This window comes from Komagataeibacter oboediens, assembly GCF_018491655.1.
GTDB lineage: Bacteria > Pseudomonadota > Alphaproteobacteria > Acetobacterales > Acetobacteraceae > Komagataeibacter > Komagataeibacter oboediens.
Genome location: NZ_JABLUU010000008.1, coordinates 101,018 through 120,301, shown reverse-complemented (window position 1 = coordinate 120,301; position 19,284 = coordinate 101,018). Strand labels below are relative to the sequence as shown.

Here is a 19,284-nt window from a genome sequence, read left to right as displayed (position 1 = left end):
GCGTGGGGGTGCTGGCGGTTTGTTCAATGCCGGTGACCTGAACCGTGGGGCAGGATCTTCAGCAGGACATCATTGGGCCGCTGCCGGGCGTCCATTGCGATCTGCTCCAGCGTTTCATCGGTGGACTGGACATGATACCCCGCATGCACCAGACGGTCGGCCAGTTCGTCGGGCGATGCATGAAGCAGGGGCGCAAGCGTGGTCAGCGGCGCATGTGTCAGGACGGGAAACAGCCGCTGGGCCGGGTTGCCGCCCGCATGTCCCGTCATCACCATGAACCCGCCAGCGGCCAGCAGGCACGCGCCGCAGGCGACCAGCATGGAGGAGTTGCGAAAATACAGCATGAACTGCGCCCAGTTGCGCCAGACATGCGCAACGAATGGTACCAGCAGCACCATGCTCAGCCATGTGTGCATGGAATGGAACAGGCCTGGCATCCAGTGGAAGAACAGGGCCGTGCCCGATATGGCCGAAACCACGAACAGCCCCGTAATGAACGGGGTGGAATATTTTTTTACAATCAGGTTCATCTGCAGTTCCATATTATTATTATCACCCGGTCGCGTGGCGGGGACGCGCGTAATCCAGCCGCACGGCAGCCTGCGTGGCCAGCAGGCGCAGCGCGGGGTCCGTTACGCCATCCAGCAGGTGGATGATGGCGCGGAACACATCGCTAAATCCGTGTTCCAGCGCCATGCGTATCCAGTGTGTTGCGGCCGGACCATTGCCTGCGGCCAGATACAGTCGACCCAGGTTGAGGGCGCCCCAGCAATCCCCCCCCATGGCGGCGGCATGGAAAAACAGGCGGGCGGACTGGCGGGATAGCACCGCGCAGGTGCCGTCTTCCGCCAGAAGGCCCAGCATGGTCAGCGCCTTTGCCACCCCGCCACGTGCGGCCATGACATACAGGCCGCACGCCCGGTCCGGGTCGCCTGTCACTCCGCGTCCCGCCATGTACAGATCGGCCAGGTTGAACGCCGCCCATGGGTCACCGGCATATGCGGCCTCATGGAAATACATGGCCGCCGCAGCCGGGTTGCACGCAGTGCCCCAGCCGCGTTCATAGGCGCGGCCCAGCATGTTCACGGCGCGCGGTTCGCCACTGCGTGCGGCGGCCTCGAACATCATGAAAGCGTCCTGCAGGCGACCGTGGTCCAGATGGATCTGTCCCAGCATGAGCTGCGTTTCCACAACGGAAATCGGGGGGATGTCCATGGCCGTGCGCGATCAGAACGTAATGCCGATATTGCCAAGGAAATACCGTCCGGGCGAGGGAACTGCGCGCGATCCGGAAAATGATGACGCATAATTCAGCCGGTTGGTTATGTTATTGGCGTTGAAGGACACCCGGTAATGCCTGTATTCCCATGACACCATGCCGTTCAGGTTGAAGGTATAGGGCATGCGCGCGGTATTGGTCGTATCCGGCCCCGCCCAGTAGCCGGACGAATACTGCGCCCCGCCACCAACCTTCAGGCTGCCCCATTGCGGACGCAGCAGCGCGCGCGACAGGTCGTACGATGTCCAGACCGACATGTTGTTATGCGGGACCTGTGGCGCCGTCCGGCCATTATCGCCCGTATTGCTGTGTGTGACCCGGCCATCCATGTAGGAATAGGATGCAAAGACCTGCCAGTCGCGCGTGATCCTGCCGTCCGCGCTCAGTTCTACGCCACGGATGCGGCGGCCGCTGCCGGAATCGGCAAAGCCGGTTTCCATGTCGCCATTCACGTCATAATAGCGCGAATTGTTTTCGCTGATCTGGAAAAACGACACCGTGGTGCCAAGGCGCTTGTGAAAGAAGTCGGATTTGTTGCCAAATTCGAACAGGTCGCTACGCTGTGGTGACAGATTGACGCCGTTCTGCGCCACGTCGCCCGCCTGTGGCTTGATGGTGACGAGGGAGGACACATCGGTGCCCACGGGTTTGTACGACCGCGCGAAGGTGAAGTAAAAGGACGTATCGCGCAGCGGTGAATACATGATACTGGCCGAAGGGCTCCAGCGGTCGGATTTCTGTTCCGCGCGGCCCTGGCTGGCGGTGGCATTGCTGTAATAGGTGCTGGCGAAGGAATCCCACCGCGCCGTGCCAAACAGGGAAAGCTGGCGGGTCAGCTGGATACGGTCGGCAAGGAACAGTCCCAGGTCACGGGCATTCGCATTGCCGTACCCCGATGCGGGAAAGCTTACGGACGTACCGGAATAGGTATATTGCGGGTTGCGGATCGTCTGGTCGTTCACCCGGTTGGTGAAGCTGCCTGGCCAGCGGGAGTCACTGGCGTAATTGATATCGACCCCGGCCTTGATGTCATGATGCACGAAGCCCGTATTGAGGCGCGCGCGTCCCATCAGTACGTTCTGCACGCCCCAGCCTTCCTGCCGGTAGGCCGCGCCGCCACCCGCGCCATAGGGCAGGGCGTAATTGCCGCCGGACAGGATGGCGGCGGCACATGCCCCCGAACAGGCCGCGGGCGTGGTGGCGGTGTAATCACGCTGGTACAGGCTGAGCCGCGTATCGTTGGTCAGCGTGAACCAGCGCGTGATGTCGGATTTGAGTGCCGATGTCAGCGTATGGATGTTGGAGCGGTCAAAGTCGAAGCTGCGGGTATAGCTTGTATTGCGCGCCACGCCGTATTCGGTAATGGGGCGATAGATGCCGTTCACCTGTATCATGCTGACACCGTAATCGGGTTTGCTGTTACTGTTCAGCCACTGCCATGTCAGGTGCCATGATGTCCTGCTGCGCAATCCGACACCAAAATCAACCGCAGCGCCGTAACGGTTGGACGTCACGTTGTTCCGGTCGACCACGTCCTGCCGGTTGAACATGCCGTTGACGCGAATGGCCATGTCCTCGTTGATCTGGTAGTTGATGTCTCCCACGCCACGGTACAGCGGCCCGCTGCCAAAGGACTGGTCATAACTGTAGCTGGTGCCCGCATGGGCGTGTTTCTGGCTCTGGTTGATGACGCCGCCGACATTACCCGCGCCAAAATATTCGCCCGATGGCCCCTTTATGACCTCGACACTTTCAGTATTGAACGTATCGCGCGTATAGGTTCCGAAATCGCGCAGCCCGTCGGTATAGATATCCTGCCGCGCCTGCAGGCCGCGAATACGGAACTGGTCCCCGTTCAGGCCGCCGGCACCTTCGCCGGTGGACATGGTAATCCCCGGAACATTGGCCAGTGCCTGATCCAGCGTAAAGGCGCGCTGCTGCCGGATCAGTTCCTGCGGCACGACGGTAATGGTCTGCGGTGTATCACGCACCCGGTCGGGCATGCGTGAAATGTGCAGGATCTCACTGTTTGTATTACCCGATGCGTATCCCGCATCCGGCGCGTCCACATGACCGCCCACGCGCACGGCGGACAGGCGGATGGTGCTGTCCGATGCATTGGGCTGGTCGGGGGGCGTGGTGTCGTCGGCGCTGGCTTCGCTGGCGCCCGCGCCAATGCCCATGGTCATGCCAAGGGCCATGGCGACACGCAGTCCCCTGGCCGGCGGGGGTGGTGTGGACTGGTCTGGCTGGCTCATTCATTACTCCCGAAGCGTCATCCCGCAGGCGCGCCTCCTGAACACGGTGAAGGGAACAGCGTGTTGATAGGGGGACAAAGATGAGAACGCAAATGATTCGCATTTAAATATGAAAGAATAACTGCATGTGTTGCGCGCCGGGCACACGGGACAATACTGAACAGATTTGTATAAATTATGAAATAATATGTAATCCAGTCCGAAATGACGTCGTCATGTCCCTGTAAAGTCTCGATTGTGCAACCGGATGTGGCGGTCCCGTCCTATGTCGCGGCCTGCGCGGTCGGCCTTGCGGGGTGATGCGATCGTGGCCGTGGCTTGCGTCCGGGGTGAAAATCTGTCATCCACCGGGTTTAGGACTGTTCATGACCGTGAGCGCGGCGCTGATTTTCCTCATGCTGTCCGTGGTGACGCCGTGCCCGATGATGCGTGATTTTCCATTTTCATTCCGCGCTCATGAGGCGATGCCTGCTGTCCATACGAAACATGTCTGTCCGATAACCCGGTCGTGCAATGTGGTATGACGCCTGCTGACGTGGCAGCAGTCTGACGCTCTGCAGGCCACTGCTGCGGTACAAGTTCATGCGAATTGTCCGGCAGGGTCGTGGGGCTGCCATATGACATGGCGGGCAGGGGCAGCCTGTCAGATTCTGGTCCTCAATGGCGGAACGGGTGCGCACGCATCCGGCATTGGACCCGGGGATGATGATGGCAGCGATGAAGGGCGCGCGGGCAGGCCACGATGCGCAACAGATCCATGTGGTGCATGAATCGCGCCCTGCGGATTCTCGCCTGCCACCTTTCTTCCCCTGCGGGGCGCATGACCGGTTCGGCGCTGTCTGCAGGCGGCGGCCCGGGTCAGTCGTTTCTGAACCCAAGCAGTTCCTCCAGTTCCTCAATGCGGGCGCGGACCGCGTGGAGGTCCTGGGCCAGTTGCTGTTCCCTGCGGACAAGACGGCGTCGCTCCTCACGCAGGGCGGCCAGGTCCATGCGGGCAGCATCATTGGCTGGCGGCATAACTTCCTTACGCAGGCTGGCAATTTCCTTACGTGTGACATCGGGGCGGATCAGGCCGCGTTCGTAGGCAAGTGTAAGCTGCTGGTCGTTCAGAAGCGTGATCTGGTATGCGGTACCATAACTGCCGGGGCATTTTTCCAGCGGAATCCGGCCGCTTTCAACCGCGCGCGCGATCTGCCGAAACTGCGTTGCGGTTGCGTCCGAAAAGGGGAACAGCCGATCTGATCCTGATCGAAGTTTCAGGTATTCCGCTTTCGACAGCACATTTTCCAGATCAAGCAGTGCCCGCCCGATCGACAGGAACGCATCCCTTGCCTGTCCCCAGCTTTCATTGATTTCGGTCCGGACCGCGAGGATGCGTGACACCTTGCCCTGATCTGACAGAAGGGACGTGCCTTCGAATACATCCCGGATCACCGCCACCACATCGTCCTGCACCACGACCTGCGATGTCAGGGTTTCGGCGCGGCTGTCGACCGGTTGCGGGGCGTCATCTTTTTCCAGAAGTTTCAGAAGTCTGCTGCGACCGAGGCGCTGGCCCTTGCTCACTGAAACACCCTCCGCTTCGTGCAGGTCCATAGTTCCTCGAATGATTCCAGCCCCCGGCTTTTGGTGAAATCAAGCAGCGTCAGCCCCTGTGCGCTGGGGACATGCACGTCTTCAAGCTGGGGAAGTTCGACCGGGCAGACATCAGCAATCTTGATCAGGCGGCCACGCACCCGCGCAAACGAATTTGTCCGCCGGTTGGCACGGTTCAGGACCAGCATGCTCCGGCAATGTGTGGTGCTGAGTGCTTCTATCCACGGCGCGACACTATCGACATCATCCTGTGTGCAGACAGACGGCACGATGACCAGATCCGCCGCCTGCGCCAGACTGGTTATGGCGGCCATATGGTCTTCAACGCTTGGCGGTGTATCAATCACGATCAGGTCGGCCTTGGACGCTGCCTTTAGCGGTGCGCGCCAGTCCTGCAGCGTGCCGGTAACAACCGGTACAGGGGCGAAATCCGGGAACTTGCTGCGTGTATGCGCGCGCCGCTGCCCCCATTTGTCCAGCGTGCCCTGACGGTCATAGTCTATGCCGATCACGTTTAACCCGTCCTGCGCCGCTGCGGTCAGCAGATGCCGGGCAATAACTGATTTTCCGCTGCCGCCCTTCGGTGATGAGACCAAGATTGTTTTGCTCACCCACTTCTCCCGTTTTTTCATCATCTTCAGCGTTTCAAGCCTGTTGCTTCTAACATTTCCAGCCTTTTGCGCCATAGGGGGTTACGCCTGTTAAGGGAAATTAGACATGTCTAATTGCCATTCAGGGCAGGGGATTGCCGTTTCTGATGCATGCGGGACGTAATGCGGCGGGACAGATATCCGTCATGGCACAAGACGAGCGTCTCGGGTTTTTGCAGGATTAACGGGCATGAATAACTATTTATTGCCGCGTCTGGGGAATCTGCGGCAATGAAAACGGGGGGCGTAACCGACCGACCCATTTTGCCCTGTCCTGACCGCACCGGGGTTAATTCGGACTCGAACCTGACTTTTCTGACAATCGGGCATGATTGTTCCGATGATCTGGTCTAGATATCGCGGATGTCAAAATGCGCGGTATTTCTGAATGGACCTGTCGGCTCAGGCAAAACCAGTCTGGGGCGCGCCATAGCGGCGTGCAATGGGGCTGCGTTTATTGACGGGGATGACCTGTCCGATCCGAACCGTCCATGGTTCTGTTCAATACTGCAGACAAGCCGCGCCATCGTGCGTGAAGGGGGGGCGGCACCTCCGGCAGGGGAAATGCGTTGTCATTGCATACCCGCTGACCTGCATGAACTGGATTTATTTTCGCAGGAAATTTAACGAAAACAATATCAGGACGGTATTTGTCAGCCTGAAAGCGTCATATGAAACAATAACCGACACACGGCGCGGACGGCATTTTGATGTCGGGGAGCATGACCGGATACAGGACATGATTACCGAGGGTTATGATGCACGCGCCTTCAGCGACATCGTCTTCGATAATAACGGGTTTGATTTCGGGACAGCCCTGTCCCGGCTGGATGCAGAACTCCGTCGCTTTATTATGCCGTGACAGGCGTCTTATGCAGTCCGGAACTGACCATGAAAATAGCTGCGGTTTTTGATGTTCCGGTGAAAACGATTTTTGTCAATCACGCCATTCAAACGCGTGGCATCGCTGCGGCTACAGGGGAGGGACGCATGAACCGCAGGCAGGAAGGTCACTTTGGGCACAGGTGGATGGTGCAATTGTGAACAGCGGCATTGCACGGCTGTGCCGTGCCTGCTTGGCGGTGCGATATCAGTCTATGGAGGATCCGGCTTTCACATGTCGGATATGGAGCTTCGCCGTCAGGCTGTGGGTTGCGTTTGTTGCCACGCTACGCGCACTGGTCGCGCCAGCGCGCCTTCTGCCAGCGAAGCTGGTGCCGGTGACCGTCAATACTTCCCTGCCCATCCATCCGTCTGGCTCTGCTTTCGTGTCTCTGGATGAACACGATCTTGCCGTACGGCGTGTCAGCAGCGGCGCAGGTTATATTGCAACGACCATCATCGTCATGCCCGGTTTTCTGACCCTGATGGCGCAGGCCGTGCTGGATATCCGCTTGCTCCATGATGTGGGGTATGGGGTCGCCGTGCTCCTGCTGTTCGGGTGCATCGTCATGGTGAACTTCCGTAATTTTGCCGGGCCACACAATGCTGGGCAGCCATTGGTAGAATGGCCGCGGTATGAATCCGGCTGGACCTGTTCCGGTATGTAATGTGACGGAACAGGTCCGCATGCATCAGCGTGAAGCGGACAGGACGAACTCCGCTATGGCTGGCACGACGGCGGGAACAAGCGGCAGGTCGGGATTGGCGTAGGTCGCAAGATTGACCCGACGGTCAGCGGACGTGACGGGCTTCAGCACGTGGTTTGTATTTGGCAGCATGATGGATTTCGCCGCCGGGTCGGCCTGTTTCAGGACGTGCGCATCCGCGACACTGACCTGCATGTCACGTTCACCCTGCACGATCAGGACCGGTTTATGGATCGTGGATAGAAGTTTTGCCGGGTCAATCGTGAATTCGCTGATCAGGAAATCCTGGATCGCAGGATGAAAAAGCCGCTGCAGGGCGGGATGGAACTGGCTGACATCAATGTGGCGTCCAGCTTTCAGGTTCGCAATCGCGGCCAGTGCCTGATCCAGCACCGGTGCATTTGCCGGGTTGGCCCTTAGCTGTTCCGCAAGCGTCTGATCGGTTGGACGACCGGGTGTCGCCAGCAGGATCAGGCCGCAGATATCCATGCTGTCCTGCGCTGCCGATAGCGCAACCAGACCGCCTTCACTATGGCCCAGAACCCAGACGCATCGTGCACCCGTCATGTGCCGGATGGACGCGATCCATGAATGAACATCCGTTGCGTAATCGCCAATTGTTACGGCATTTGCATCGGGAATGGCGCCAGCGCTTGCATACATGCCCCGTTTGTCAATGCGAACGGTTGCGATACCACGTGTGGCCAGCCCTTCGGCCAGCAGCCTCAGTGTCGCCGCCTTTAGCCCCAGCGGGCTGTTCCCGTCCCGATCCGTCGGCCCCGATCCGGGGATCATGAGCACGACAGGAACACCACTGCCGGGTGACAGCATGGTACCCGCCAGCGGCCCTTTCGGTCCCGGCGCCGCGACGGCTGTCTGGACGACCGGTGGGGAAGGCGTGGTCGCACGGGCCGTTATGGAAAGGAGTGAGACGGGAACGACCATCGCCACAAAAATCATTGATCTGCGCATGAACCGCATAAGGCAGTCTCCGGTTCTCTGTCTGGCTGGTTATCGCGGTCTGTTCCTCATGCGGGCGTACCAGACCGGTACGACAGGCCAGAAGTCTTTTATTGGCAGACATTATGGAAAAAGCCTGAAGGGTGATCTTTTATACCAGCATATGACAATAACGGAAAAAAACGATCGCGCGATGATATGGTCGTCACGGTCCTGCATGTTTCCCGATCGACTGACGGGCATAAAACGACCAGCTTTCCAGCGCGACAAGGTTACGGAATGCGAGGGCTTAATGCGCTATCCGGCGACACATGGGGGGCATCTGCCTGAAGATATCTATCCCATGAACAGCGCCGTCATGCTGTCGGCACGGGGCTTATGGATTCGATGTGTCAAAAAACTTTGGCGGCCTGAGCATTCCCATTCGGCACTGACATGTCTGAACCCGGTTTCTTCGTTCCAGCCAGCCCCTGAAATCGACAGGAAGGGATGTCGTGTGACAGTTCCGTTCATTGACGGTCTGCATGGCGTCCGTAATGCTTGTGGCGCATGTTTTTATCGGACGGCGTCATCCTTTCCCTGCCTATCGGATTTCTTATGGTTCCCCGTCAGGGCTTGTCGCCTGGAGCGGTGCAAGCGTTTCCAGGGTAAGGTCTTTGACCGTGGATGACGGGCAAGGTTCTGTGCAATCGAATATGTCAGCAGAAGTGTCCCGGATGTTTGGGCGTCCTGTCCATACGGGTATATGCGGTAGCCCACGGCTCTTCATATTGCGCTTCGGGATTGGCAGGACAGCATCGCAATTGACGTTTGTCCCGGCGTATCAACGCGTCATGGCTGAACATGCAGGCGAGTTGGAAGGTGAGGGGTAATGAATAAAAAGGTCGCAACTGTAATATTTGCCGTCGCAGTGTGTGCGGTGGAGGGGATGATGATGTTTACCCCACCATATTCGCCCTTGAGCGACCTCATTGCCGCAGGCGTTTTCGCAGCCTGTGGCTTCGCCGTCGGCTGGACGTTGAAATGATCCGTTTCCTGAAATGGCATGTGTAGCCCTGGGCTGAGATCGAGGGGTTACACAAATTCAACCCTGCACCGATCAACGGGGCGGGAATGCAAATATTGGTGCCCGATCAATTCTCTTTTGAAAACGTATCGGTCTGCTGAAGTCCTTGCCAAATACGACCGTCCATGCGGCGACAGATAAAGGATGTCATGCAACTGACACCGGAATGATGCGCGGTTTCCGCTCATGGCCGCCTGAGGTGATCAGGTATCAGGCATCTTCCCGGCAGCGGCAGCCGTGGCTTTCTTGATGGTCGCGTCTCATCCCTGTCAAAGACGGCCCACGCAGGGAATATAGCGGCAGTCGTGCAGCCTGGCTTCAAAGTGTGCGATAGGGCTGAACGGTCGATCCTGTCCGCCGCGACGCACCAGCGGCGTCACGTTCACGAATTGCGGATGGGCTACAACCGGTGCGGAAATCATCATGCGAGATGCCTGCGGCTTCTTCCGCCGCAATTACGCTGCGCAACACGTCAGGAAAGACGCCGTGCAGGGCAAATGCGGCGCTGCGGTAGTGTGACCGGCATCAACCGGATGGGTGCCGCAGCGGGGTGATTATAATGGAAGGGGAGCAGGGGTACAGGCGCCTATATGAAAACATATGCAGAACATACTGCACCACTTTTGCACACATTCATGCTGGTGCATGATGGATCATAGTGGACGCTAATGACTCAAACCCCATATGGGATTATCACACAACACGCTAGTTTTTGGCGGAATACCCGGAGCCGAGTGGTGGGCGCAACAGGGATTGAACCTGTGACCCCTACCATGTCAAGGTAGTGCTCTACCGCTGAGCTATGCGCCCAATCGGCTCCGGTGAGGTGGCTTTTACTCACCCTTTCAGGGGGATGCAACCCCTGTTTTAAAAAAAATCACATTGACCCCAAAGCAGCCACCTGTCCCTATGGCGTGCATGTGCTCTCCCGCCTTCCTGCCTGTGATCCTGCGCGGCCATTCACGGCTGTTGCGTGCGGAAAAAACGCCGTGATGGACCCGGTCGTGCCGCCCTTCCACATCCATCGTCCCGATGGAGGGGGGACACCCGTCATCGTGGCCTCTCCCCATTCCGGGCGGGAGTATCCGGCGGAATTCCTGCGCATGTCCCGGCTGGACGCCCGCGCCCTGCGCCGGAGCGAGGATTGCTACGTGGACCAGCTGTTCGCGGCGGCGCCGGGGCAGGGGGCCACATTGCTGCATGCAACCTTTCCCCGTGCCTATTGCGACGTCAACCGCGAGGCATGGGAACTTGACCCCACCATGTTCAGCGAAAAACTGCCTGACTGGTGTAATACGACCAGCAGCAAGGTACGTGCGGGGTTTGGCACGATTGCGCGCATGGTATCCCATGACGGGCCGATCTATCCGCGCCCGTTGCCCTTCAGCGAGGCCGAGGCCCGGATCCGTACCTGCTGGCAGCCCTATCATGACGCGCTGGGCTGCCTGGTGGATGACAGCATGACGCGGCATGGCTGCTGCATCCTGCTTGATGCCCATTCCATGCCCGCGCTGAAGGGGCGGGGCATGCAGGCTGATTTTGTTCTGGGTAATGCATGGGGCACGGCATGTTCACCGCAGCTGACGGCGCTGGTGGAACAGGTGCTGGTTGGCCATGGGTATGACGTGGCGCGTAATGTCCCCTTTGCAGGCGGGTATGTCACGCGGCATTACGGGCGCCCGCGCCGTGGCGTGCAGGCGCTGCAGCTGGAAATCAGCCGGGCACTGTACATGGATCAGGACACGCTGGCGCCCCATGCGGGTTTTCCCGCGGTGCAGGCAGTGTTGCGCGATCTGGTGGACCGTCTGGTCCTGTATGGCGGCCTGTTGGGACAACAGGCGGCTGAATAGCGGAAGGCCGGGCGCAAGGGCCCGGCCCCCGTCATGCAGTCAGGCCGTCTTGGTGGGAACCTGGCCCTGGGGCGTCTGGGTATTGACGGCTTCGGGCAGCAGGTGGGCCAGGACGGGCAGGATGGTGGCGGCGGGCAGGCCGGTCTTGTCCACCATGGCCTGGACCTGCTGGCTGCTGAGCAGGCTGCGCAGCTCATCGGTGGAGATCGGCAGGTTATGGCCGTCCCCGATCCATGACCGGACCTTGTCCCCCAGTCCGGCCTGTTCCGCCTGCGACACCAGCGTGCTGAGGGTGTCGGGGGTCAGCAGCTGCGACAGATAGGAGTGCACCTGCTGCGACAGGCCAGATGCGCCTGCAAGGTCGCTCAGCTTGCCCATTACATCATTGAAGATACCGCTCATTCTGCTTTCTTTCCCGTCTCTCGTATGGGTGGGGTGCCGAGTATACGACACGACAGACAGTTATAGGAAATTTTGATAAAACAGGCCAAAAAAAAGCGGTGCATATGCACCGCTGAGTTTAGGGAGGAAACGTCCAAGAAGCAGGTGCACAAGGCAGTCTGCTTCCAGACTTTATGAGTGTCCTCACGGGGTTGTGTCAACAAAAAAAGCGGCGCTTACCGCCGTGCCTGATACATGTGCCATGAAAGCAACGTTTTGGCGTCCGTCATGCCGATATGTGGCAGGTCCGACAGGTCCAGGACATGCAGGCGGATATATTCATTTTCCCGTGCAAGGCCGGTCTGCCGGTCCGACAGGGCACGGGCCTGCGGTTCGGTTATGTGCAGTTCGGTATAATACAGGCCAATCGCCTCGTCACACCCGCCGGGAGACAGCCAGACATCGGTCAGTTTCACCAGATCCTGTGCACGGACCTGCAGGTCCGCGCCGACTTCTTCCGACAGTTCGCGCAGCGCGGTGCTGACAAACGCGCCGCCATCCAGCATCCCCGCTGGCAGCGCCAGCAGATCGGGCCGCGCCACGGGCACCCGTGCCTCGCACGTGACCACGGTCCGGTCGGGATAGCCGGGGCATTTCAGCACCAGCAGCACCGATACGGAATCCCCGCGCAGCAATGCAATGCCTGGAACGCGGTGGCCGTCATGCAGGGCATCGGCCTCGACCAGTATGAATCCCATGCGGTGTGCATCAAAGGCAATGGCGTCGCGCACCAGCACGTGGCGCAGGGTGAAGCGTTCGCGCATGCCCTGATACCACCGGCGGAAATGCGGTGCGTCCAGCACCCGGTCGTGCAGGGTTGCGTCAATGCCGGGGGCAAAGGAAATATTTTCCGTCTGGGTCATGTTTCCGGTTCCTGTTGGTGACGTGCCGGAAACAGGTCTGGCCCTTATCCCGGTGTGAATACGGCGTTCATGATGTCCGCCACCCGGCTGGCGTAATCCTGCGGGGCATGTTCGGTGGCGATGCGGGTCAGTGCGTTATCCCGCACCGTGTCCCACAGGGTCTGGTCATGATAGAGGCGCACGACCTGCCGCGCAAAATCCGCCGGGTCCGTAACACTGGCGCACAGCATGTCCTGCCCGTCGCGCCAGCCCGCCTGCTGGCACAATAGCGGCGACCCGACTACCGGCAGGCCGTTGGCGGCGGCTTCATGCAGTTTGTAGGCAATACCGGCGGCATAGCGGGTCGGTGCCACGAACACGCGGTGTTGGTCGTAAACCGGGGCAGTGTCCGCGACACGGCCCAGCATGCGCACGTTGGGATTGTGGCGCAGCGGGCCAAGGTCAACGCGCGGTCCGGTATGGCCGCAAACGGTGAACCGGATATCCGCGCCCAGTTGCGCTACCAGCAGGGGCAGGACCTCGCTACTGAACCATGCGAGCGAGTCGAGGTTGGGCGAGCGCATTTCATGAACCGCGCCAAGGAACAGGATATCCCGCCGTGCGGCCCATCCCGGCCCGGTGGGCCTTGGGACCTGCACGTGACCAAGGACCGACACGTTGTCAAAGCCCGCGGCGCGCAGCAGGTCCGCCTCCGCCGCGTTGACCGCGACCACGCGCTGCGCCAGGAACAGGGGGCGCAGTTCACGTTCCAGCCGTTCGGACAGCGGTGGTGACGGGGTGATGTCATGCAGGCGGTCGTATTCCATGTCCCGGCAGGCAACCAGTGCCTCGGTATCGACCACGATGTGGTCGGCGGGAATGCAGGATGCGGCATCGTTCAGGATACTGGCCACGCGGGCGGCGTTCTGCGTGCGGGCGATCCAGATCGCGTCGAAACACCCGCTGCGCGCGCGCAGGAAATCGGGCAGGTCGGGCAGTTCGCGGTCGTGGATGACCTCCACGGTCTCGGGAAAGGCGGCGGCCAGTGCCGCGGCGCTTTCGATCGGGCGGAAGATGGGAAAGACCGTAACATGATAGCCAAGGCCCGCCAGTGTGGTCACGATGTCATTCGACCGGGTGAAGCCCGATCCCAGGTGGCGCAGCGGCAGCCTGTCCTCGATGAACAGGATGTGGCGCCCGTCATCCGCATGCCGGGCGCGGGCCTGCAGGGGGTCATGCCGCAGCAGCCTGCGCCGCAGTGCGGGACCGTGCCTGCGGGTGAACAGGTCATTGTTGCGCGCGATCAGTCGTGACGCGCTGGTTCCATCCGACGTGCCACATTCATAATGCACAAGGCAGACGCCCGGGTCGTACATGATCCGGTATCCCAGGGTGCGGATGCGCATGCACAGGTCGGTTTCCTCGAAATAGGCGGGGGCGAAGCTTTCATCGAATCCGTCAAGCACCTGCAGTACGTCCGTCCGGACCATCAGGAACACGCCCGAACAGAAATCCACCGCGCGGACGAACCCCGCTTCGGGCACGCATGGATGGGCGTCGCGCATGTAGCCCTGCACAGATCCGTCGCGCCAGATCAGGCTGCCCGCTTCCTGCAGCAGGCCATGCGTGCGGATGACGCGGGCCCCGACCGCGCCGGTCGCCTCGTCCGCCATCAGCCGCGACAGCGCGCGCGCCACCGCACCATATTGCAGGTCCACGTCGTTGTTGAGGTATAGCGTGGCAGGTGCCCGCACCCGCGCCAGCGCCGCATTGCACCCGCGCACGAACCCGATATTGCCCGCGAAGCGCAGGACCTCGATCCCGCGCACGTGGTCCTCGATCCCGGCCACGCCATCGCGCGACCCGGAATCCACCAGCAGGACCTGCATCGACCCGTGATAATTCGCGCGTAACGAGGCAAGGGTGGACATGGTCAGCGCAAACTGGTCATGCGCCACGATGATGACGCTCAGCGCAGGCGGCGCATCAGACGTGAAATCGATCCCGCCATTGAGCAGCAGCGGCAGGCGGGCGTTGCACATGTGGCGGAACAGGGTGCGGGCCTGTTCTTCCGTGACCATCGGCGGTGGGGGCGGTTTCAGGTCGGGGCGGGCGGCAAGGTAATGGCCCAGCCCGTCGCGCGCGCGGCGGGCGGCGATATCGGCCTGGACGCCGGGGTCGCGCATGTACTGCGCAAGGTCCAGTGTCGAACACGGCTTGCGCTGTTCATGCACGCCGTCACTGAGGAAATGGGCATAGCCGTTGCGCAGGTTCCCGGCCTCGATCGCGCCGAGCACGTCCGGGTTGACCATGGCATAGAAGGATTCGGAAAAGAATGGTCCCGGATCGAACGCCTGCGGCGTGGTATTGCACAGGTAATGGTGCAGGGCTCCGCGCCACATGCCCTGCGTAATGTCCGCATGGGCGTCGGGATAGGTCTGTGCATACCATTCCGCATCGAAATACAGCGATACGCTGCGGCAGGGCAGGGCGGCCATGCCCCGGCGCAGGTAATCGGCAAAGGGGTGCGTGGTGGTGTCGTGCTGGCATTCCGCCAGCAGGGCAAGGTAGGTTTCGGGATCAAAAAAGCACGACCCGCTGCGCATTTCCCCATCGCCCGTGCGCAGGTAATGGTCATAGGCGTTGCGGTAGCCGCCGGCTGCCAGCGTTGCGGGCGTGATGTCGGGATAGGCCGCCAGATAGGTGCGCGTATCAAACAGCCAGTGCGGGTCGTGCGTGTCCAGCCCCGCATTCAGGTAATGGTCGAACCCGCTGCGCCATGTGCCCGCCAGCACCTGCTGCGCAACATCGGGATAGGTGGCGCGGTACCAGTCCTCATCAAAAAAGGGATTGGGCGAATGGCCCAGCGCCGCGCCGTGTGCTTCATAAAACGCCTGCGCCTGTTCGGGCGGAATATCCATAAGGTCGAGCATCGCCGCATGGCGGGCGTAGTACCATGCGGGATCGAACGTGGCCCACCCGGCAGCCATTTCCGCATTATCCGAGGAAACAGCCATCGTGCATTCCTGTCCCTGTTCTGTTCAGGGACGGGTTATGCACGTCAAAGGTTAATTTTTGATTGGTTCCGCCGGGGCGGGCGGCGCGGAAATATCGGCCACCTGCGCATCTGCCGCCTTCTGCGCATCAGCGGGGGTAATGCGCACCACCAGTCCCTGGTCGCCAGCATTGATATAGACATGCGGGCACGCCATCGCGGCTGCGGACAGGACGACGGGCAACTGATGCTCCTGTCCGAACGGGCTGGTCCCGCCGGAGCGGAAACCGGTCAGGTCAGCTGATTTTTCTGGGCTCATCATCCGTGCGTTGCGGCCATCGAACAGGGCCGCGACCTTCTTGAAATTCACCTTGTGGTCGGCGGGCACCACCAGGCAGACCGGTGTCCTGCGGTCCACTTCCACCACCAGCGTCTTGAGCACACAGCCCGGGTCTGCCCCGATGGACTGCGCCGCCTGCATCCCGATCAGCCCGCCGCCGGGGGCGTATTCATAATCATGCACCGAAAAGGGCACGCCGCGAGCGGCCAGGAATTCGGTGGCTTTCGTCTGTTGTATCACGTTCTGCTCCCGCTGGTCGCGGGCGTGCCCGCGCTTCATGCACCAAGGATAAAATAGCACCCGGTGCCATGCAAGTGCCTGACAGGCGACCTCAGCGCGGGTGCCTTGCCCGCCACAGCCCCGGTATGGCCAGCATGACCAGCCCGCCCCCCAGCAGCACCAGCAGCCGCATGCCATACAGCCGGTAGCCGATCGCGCCACCCACGCCCCCCAGCGCGAAACAGGCAATGATCGCGCCATGCAGCCGCACCCGTTCGCGCACCCGCATTGCCCTGGGGTCCTGCAGCAATTGCGCAAGTTCCATGCCCAGGTCGGTCAGCATGCCTGTCATATGGGTGGTGCGGACCCGCGCGCCGGAAATATGGGTGACGGTGGCGTTCTGCAGCCCCATGAGGAAACCCATGCCGTATCCCAGCGCGCCCGCTTCCATCCATGCGGGCAGCAGGATGGACAGCATCCCCAGCGCCGCCAGCAGCGCACCCTCCAGCGCAATGCTGGCGGCATGGACCGCGCGCATGCCCAGCCTGCGCCCCGCCCCCACCAGCAGCGTGGCCACACACCCGCCCATGACAAACGCCCCGACCAGCCCGATACACGACAGGACGGACACCATGCCCCCATCGCCCACGCCAACGGCCAGGGCTGACAGGTTGCCGGTCATGTTGGCGGTGTAATACCCCAGTGCCAGAAACCCGGCCACATTCACCCCGCCCGCCGCCGCCGCCAGCGTACAGCCCAGCCGCAGGTCGGTACCTATATTGCGTGATGCCCCTTCGTGAACCAGCATGCCCCGTGTTCCATCCATAGCGGGAAGCCGCCCGCCCATGACCTGTGGTATCCGCCATGGGGCGGGGGATGTGCAACCCGAAACACCACGGGGCATGCGCGCGCGACCTGATCACATCATGGCGAGGCAGAATGGCGCGTGGTACAGTCACCGCAACTTCCGGTTGCCGGTATCAGTATGCTCGGCCTATATTTATTATAGAATTTTTGATCATAGGGATGTTGCGGGACCTGCCATGCATCGCATGCGTCCCTGACTGGTGAATGGTATGTCACCATGACGGAAACGCCACATTCCTGCCATTGTTCGCCATGAATGGTGCGAACGCCGCATGTAACATAATGTTATAAATTCGTTTCGGCAGGCAGATCATTTAAAAATATTAATATAATGGTTACAGAATACCATATATGAAAATGTATGTTCCCGGTTTGACCTGATTCATGATCCACAAATACCAGCTTATCCTACATCGCTTAGGTCTGCAGGATAGGAACTTATGCCTACAAACTGTCATATGGCTGTTCTTGTGATGGGAATGTAATCAGGATTTTGTTCGTGGTTAATGATATGAACCAATATAGATAAATTAACATATGTGTAATTAATCTATGCAGAAAATGCGGGCCGATGCCTATTTCAGGCTGAAAAAACCGATTTTTAGTTAATTGTTTGTAAACAATACAACCAGAGGGATATGCTTTCCTCTCCATACGGCATGTCTTTTCACAATCCGGGGTTGTCTTTTCTGTCATTTCCGCGAATGCGTCTGTCTATACATATGGACAGGCGCGAATGATGATGGCATGTTCAAAAAAAACACTTAAATAATTTTTGTAAATAACAATGTAATAGTGACTGATTCAGTATTCGCGTTTCCAGCATCCCGATGCGGCGGTTTCCCCCGTCCGTACGCGGCGGGAACTGGAACAGTATGGTTGAGTAATGATTGATATTCTGATTTGTGATGCCCATCTGTACCTTGATCAGGACTGGGAAATTCCCGGTGGCTGGATCGCCATCGAAAAAAACCGCATTCATTCCGTAGGCGGCCCGCAGCAGTCCCCACCGCAGGCTGGGCGGGTCATCAATGCGGGTGGACGGCTGGTCACCCCTGGCCTGGTCAATGCCCACCACCATATGTACCAGAACCTGACGCGTTCGTACGCGCCTGCGACGCGCCTGCGGCTGTTCGCATGGCTGCAGGCATTGTACCCACTATGGGCCGGGCTGGATGCGGATTCCGTCTACGTGTCCACCTATATCGCCATGATCGAACTGTTGCTGGGGGGGTGTACCACCTCCATGGATCATATGTACATCCACCCCCGGCCACGCCTGATTGATGAACAGTTCCGGGCAGCGCGTGATATCGGCATGCGCTTTTACGCCACGCGTGGCAGCATGACGCGCGCGCAGGCGGATGGCGGCCTGCCTCCGTCTGATCTTGTGCAGGATGAGGACACGATCCTGTCCGACTGCGAACGCCTGGTCAGCGCGTTTCATGATCCCGCGCCCGGCGCCATGGGCCGCGTGGCGCTGGGTCCGGTCTCCATGTTTTCGGCGTCCGAACGCATCATGCGCGAATCCCTGACCATGGCCGAACGCCTCGACCTGCGCCTGCATACCCATCTGGGCGAGGATATGGAGGAAGATGATTTCTGCCTGAGCATGTACAACTGCACCCCCACCGAACAGTTCGAGCGGATGGGATGGGCCAGCCCGCGTACATGGGTCGCGCACTACATCTATCCATCCCCGTCCGAAGTCACCCGCATGGCGAAGGCCGGGATCAGCGTGGTGCAGTGTCCCAGTTCCAACATGATGATCGGCGGCGGCAGCGCGGATGCGCTGGACATGCGCGAACGCGGCATAAAGGTCGGGCTGGGCTGCAACGGGTCGGCCACGACGGATCATGCCTCCATGTGGATGGAAACACGCAACGCCATGCTGCTTGGCCGGGTCAGCCATGGCCCTGCGGCCATGGGCGCGCGTGAAGCGCTGGACATGGCCACCCGTGGTGGCGCCGCCTGTCTGGGCTGGGACGATGAAATCGGGCACCTGCGTCCGGGTGCATGTGCCGATCTGGTGATCTGGCATGCGAACGAGGTGGCGCTGGCCGGGGCGATAACCGACCCGGTGGAGGCATGGCTGCGCTGCGGCCCCGCCGTGGCGGGCACGTCCATCGTGAACGGCAGGGTGCTGGTGGAAAACTGCCAGCCCACCATGACGGCGCTGAAGGACATGCTGCGCGAGCATGCGCAGCAGGCGCGTCGGATACAGAAAATCGCCTAGCACCTGCGTCCCGTACTTCGCACCGGCAGGCAGGGGCGCGGTTCCACCTTCCGCGATTACTGCTGCATGACCCCTTGTGTCTGGCGTGCGCATGGT

The 19,284-nt window shown here is 60.2% G+C and carries 19 protein-coding genes and 1 tRNA gene; 7 read left to right on the top strand and 13 right to left on the bottom strand.

The window, feature by feature from the left end; translation table 11 throughout:
* Nucleotides 1-23 precede the first annotated feature (23 nt).
* The 5 genes from HNO79_RS08940 to HNO79_RS08920 form a co-directional block, all read right to left on the bottom strand.
* The gene (locus HNO79_RS08940) at nucleotides 24-530 is read right to left on the bottom strand and encodes a hypothetical protein (protein ID WP_214165686.1); all 507 of its coding nucleotides are present in this window, start codon (nucleotides 528-530) and stop codon (nucleotides 24-26) included.
* Nucleotides 531-552: 22 nt separating this feature from the next.
* Nucleotides 553-1,215 (bottom strand): tetratricopeptide repeat protein, encoded by a 663-nt coding sequence (locus tag HNO79_RS08935; protein WP_214165687.1) that lies wholly within the window; start codon nucleotides 1,213-1,215, stop codon nucleotides 553-555.
* A 12-nt stretch (nucleotides 1,216-1,227) separates the two neighbouring features.
* Nucleotides 1,228-3,537 (bottom strand): TonB-dependent receptor, encoded by a 2,310-nt coding sequence (locus HNO79_RS08930; RefSeq protein ID WP_214165688.1) that lies wholly within the window; start codon nucleotides 3,535-3,537, stop codon nucleotides 1,228-1,230.
* 858 nt (nucleotides 3,538-4,395) lie between these two features.
* Nucleotides 4,396-5,103 (bottom strand): hypothetical protein, encoded by a 708-nt coding sequence (locus HNO79_RS08925; protein WP_214165689.1) that lies wholly within the window; start codon nucleotides 5,101-5,103, stop codon nucleotides 4,396-4,398.
* Entirely contained in the window at nucleotides 5,100-5,744 is a 645-nt protein-coding gene (locus HNO79_RS08920; protein ID WP_244987489.1) for a ParA family protein, read from the bottom strand. Before HNO79_RS08920 ends, HNO79_RS08925 begins: the two co-directional genes overlap by 4 nt.
* 481 nt (nucleotides 5,745-6,225) lie before the next feature.
* On the opposite strand from HNO79_RS08920, the gene HNO79_RS08915 reads away from it, so the two are divergent.
* The 3 genes from HNO79_RS08915 to HNO79_RS08905 are packed head-to-tail and all read left to right on the top strand — an operon-like array spanning nucleotide 6,226 to nucleotide 7,333.
* A complete protein-coding gene (locus HNO79_RS08915; protein ID WP_214165690.1) occupies nucleotides 6,226-6,645 on the top strand; it encodes a hypothetical protein in 420 nt (139 codons plus the stop codon).
* Nucleotides 6,646-6,674: 29 nt separating this feature from the next.
* A complete protein-coding gene (locus HNO79_RS08910) occupies nucleotides 6,675-6,827 on the top strand; it encodes a hypothetical protein (protein ID WP_214165691.1) in 153 nt (50 codons plus the stop codon).
* A gap of 53 nt (nucleotides 6,828-6,880) precedes the next feature.
* Complete coding sequence (locus HNO79_RS08905) at nucleotides 6,881-7,333, top strand: hypothetical protein (protein WP_214165692.1); 453 nt, start codon at nucleotides 6,881-6,883, stop codon at nucleotides 7,331-7,333.
* Between the two features lie 24 nt (nucleotides 7,334-7,357).
* On the opposite strand, the gene HNO79_RS08900 is transcribed toward HNO79_RS08905, so the two are convergent.
* Nucleotides 7,358-8,203, bottom strand: a complete 846-nt coding sequence (locus HNO79_RS08900) for an alpha/beta hydrolase (RefSeq protein ID WP_244987488.1) — start codon at nucleotides 8,201-8,203, stop codon at nucleotides 7,358-7,360.
* Between HNO79_RS08900 and HNO79_RS17255 the strand changes: the two genes are divergently transcribed.
* Together HNO79_RS17255 and HNO79_RS08895 are read left to right on the top strand one after the other, a co-directional pair.
* Nucleotides 8,202-9,002, top strand: a complete 801-nt coding sequence (locus HNO79_RS17255; RefSeq protein ID WP_244987487.1) for a hypothetical protein — start codon at nucleotides 8,202-8,204, stop codon at nucleotides 9,000-9,002. The genes HNO79_RS08900 and HNO79_RS17255 overlap by 2 nt on opposite strands.
* 201 nt (nucleotides 9,003-9,203) lie before the next feature.
* The gene (locus HNO79_RS08895; protein WP_187294152.1) at nucleotides 9,204-9,359 is read left to right on the top strand and encodes a hypothetical protein; all 156 of its coding nucleotides are present in this window, start codon (nucleotides 9,204-9,206) and stop codon (nucleotides 9,357-9,359) included.
* A gap of 308 nt (nucleotides 9,360-9,667) precedes the next feature.
* On the opposite strand, the gene HNO79_RS08890 is transcribed toward HNO79_RS08895, so the two are convergent.
* Together HNO79_RS08890 and HNO79_RS08885 are read right to left on the bottom strand one after the other, a co-directional pair.
* Nucleotides 9,668-9,823 (bottom strand): hypothetical protein, encoded by a 156-nt coding sequence (locus tag HNO79_RS08890; RefSeq protein WP_214165694.1) that lies wholly within the window; start codon nucleotides 9,821-9,823, stop codon nucleotides 9,668-9,670.
* Nucleotides 9,824-10,133: 310 nt separating this feature from the next.
* Nucleotides 10,134-10,208 (bottom strand) — tRNA-Val (locus HNO79_RS08885).
* Between the two features lie 182 nt (nucleotides 10,209-10,390).
* Here HNO79_RS08885 and HNO79_RS08880 point away from each other — a divergent pair.
* Entirely contained in the window at nucleotides 10,391-11,248 is an 858-nt protein-coding gene (locus HNO79_RS08880) for an N-formylglutamate amidohydrolase (RefSeq protein WP_214165709.1), read from the top strand.
* Nucleotides 11,249-11,287: 39 nt separating this feature from the next.
* Here the strand turns inward: HNO79_RS08880 and HNO79_RS08875 are convergent, their stop codons facing one another.
* From HNO79_RS08875 to HNO79_RS08855, 5 genes are all read right to left on the bottom strand, one after another.
* Nucleotides 11,288-11,650 carry a YidB family protein gene (locus HNO79_RS08875; protein WP_214165695.1) on the bottom strand — a complete coding sequence of 121 codons (363 nt, stop codon included), beginning with the start codon at nucleotides 11,648-11,650 and terminating at the stop codon, nucleotides 11,288-11,290.
* A gap of 215 nt (nucleotides 11,651-11,865) precedes the next feature.
* Nucleotides 11,866-12,552 carry an NUDIX domain-containing protein gene (locus HNO79_RS08870; protein ID WP_214165696.1) on the bottom strand — a complete coding sequence of 229 codons (687 nt, stop codon included), beginning with the start codon at nucleotides 12,550-12,552 and terminating at the stop codon, nucleotides 11,866-11,868.
* A 44-nt stretch (nucleotides 12,553-12,596) separates the two neighbouring features.
* Complete coding sequence (locus tag HNO79_RS08865; protein WP_214165697.1) at nucleotides 12,597-15,548, bottom strand: glycosyltransferase; 2,952 nt, start codon at nucleotides 15,546-15,548, stop codon at nucleotides 12,597-12,599.
* 51 nt (nucleotides 15,549-15,599) lie between these two features.
* A complete protein-coding gene (locus HNO79_RS08860; protein WP_283095649.1) occupies nucleotides 15,600-16,145 on the bottom strand; it encodes an aminoacyl-tRNA deacylase in 546 nt (181 codons plus the stop codon).
* Between the two features lie 52 nt (nucleotides 16,146-16,197).
* On the bottom strand, nucleotides 16,198-16,893 hold the full coding sequence (locus HNO79_RS08855; RefSeq protein WP_048855796.1) for a YoaK family protein: 696 nt from the start codon (nucleotides 16,891-16,893) through the stop codon (nucleotides 16,198-16,200).
* Nucleotides 16,894-17,838: 945 nt separating this feature from the next.
* On the opposite strand from HNO79_RS08855, the gene HNO79_RS08850 reads away from it, so the two are divergent.
* Complete coding sequence (locus HNO79_RS08850; RefSeq protein WP_214165698.1) at nucleotides 17,839-19,188, top strand: amidohydrolase family protein; 1,350 nt, start codon at nucleotides 17,839-17,841, stop codon at nucleotides 19,186-19,188.
* Nucleotides 19,189-19,284 lie beyond the last annotated feature (96 nt).

Excerpts from the sequence above, each read along its gene's own strand:
- HNO79_RS08860 (WP_283095649.1), bottom strand. The coding sequence starts at position 16,145 with ATGAAGCGCGGGCACGCCCGCGACCAGCGGGAGCAGAACGTGATACAA.
- HNO79_RS08870 (WP_214165696.1), bottom strand. The coding sequence starts at position 12,552 with ATGACCCAGACGGAAAATATTTCCTTTGCCCCCGGCATTGACGCAACC.
- HNO79_RS08930 (WP_214165688.1), bottom strand. The coding sequence starts at position 3,537 with ATGAGCCAGCCAGACCAGTCCACACCACCCCCGCCGGCCAGGGGACTG.
- HNO79_RS08905 (WP_214165692.1), top strand. The coding sequence starts at position 6,881 with ATGGAGGATCCGGCTTTCACATGTCGGATATGGAGCTTCGCCGTCAGG.
- HNO79_RS08895 (WP_187294152.1), top strand. The coding sequence starts at position 9,204 with ATGAATAAAAAGGTCGCAACTGTAATATTTGCCGTCGCAGTGTGTGCG.
- HNO79_RS17255 (WP_244987487.1), top strand. The coding sequence starts at position 8,202 with ATGGTACCCGCCAGCGGCCCTTTCGGTCCCGGCGCCGCGACGGCTGTC.
- HNO79_RS08855 (WP_048855796.1), bottom strand. The coding sequence starts at position 16,893 with ATGCTGGTTCACGAAGGGGCATCACGCAATATAGGTACCGACCTGCGG.
- HNO79_RS08940 (WP_214165686.1), bottom strand. The coding sequence starts at position 530 with ATGAACCTGATTGTAAAAAAATATTCCACCCCGTTCATTACGGGGCTG.
- HNO79_RS08880 (WP_214165709.1), top strand. The coding sequence starts at position 10,391 with ATGGACCCGGTCGTGCCGCCCTTCCACATCCATCGTCCCGATGGAGGG.
- HNO79_RS08865 (WP_214165697.1), bottom strand. The coding sequence starts at position 15,548 with ATGGCTGTTTCCTCGGATAATGCGGAAATGGCTGCCGGGTGGGCCACG.
- HNO79_RS08875 (WP_214165695.1), bottom strand. The coding sequence starts at position 11,650 with ATGAGCGGTATCTTCAATGATGTAATGGGCAAGCTGAGCGACCTTGCA.
- HNO79_RS08915 (WP_214165690.1), top strand. The coding sequence starts at position 6,226 with ATGGGGCTGCGTTTATTGACGGGGATGACCTGTCCGATCCGAACCGTC.
- HNO79_RS08900 (WP_244987488.1), bottom strand. The coding sequence starts at position 8,203 with ATGCTGTCACCCGGCAGTGGTGTTCCTGTCGTGCTCATGATCCCCGGA.
- HNO79_RS08890 (WP_214165694.1), bottom strand. The coding sequence starts at position 9,823 with ATGATGATTTCCGCACCGGTTGTAGCCCATCCGCAATTCGTGAACGTG.
- HNO79_RS08910 (WP_214165691.1), top strand. The coding sequence starts at position 6,675 with ATGAAAATAGCTGCGGTTTTTGATGTTCCGGTGAAAACGATTTTTGTC.
- HNO79_RS08935 (WP_214165687.1), bottom strand. The coding sequence starts at position 1,215 with ATGGACATCCCCCCGATTTCCGTTGTGGAAACGCAGCTCATGCTGGGA.
- HNO79_RS08850 (WP_214165698.1), top strand. The coding sequence starts at position 17,839 with ATGATTGATATTCTGATTTGTGATGCCCATCTGTACCTTGATCAGGAC.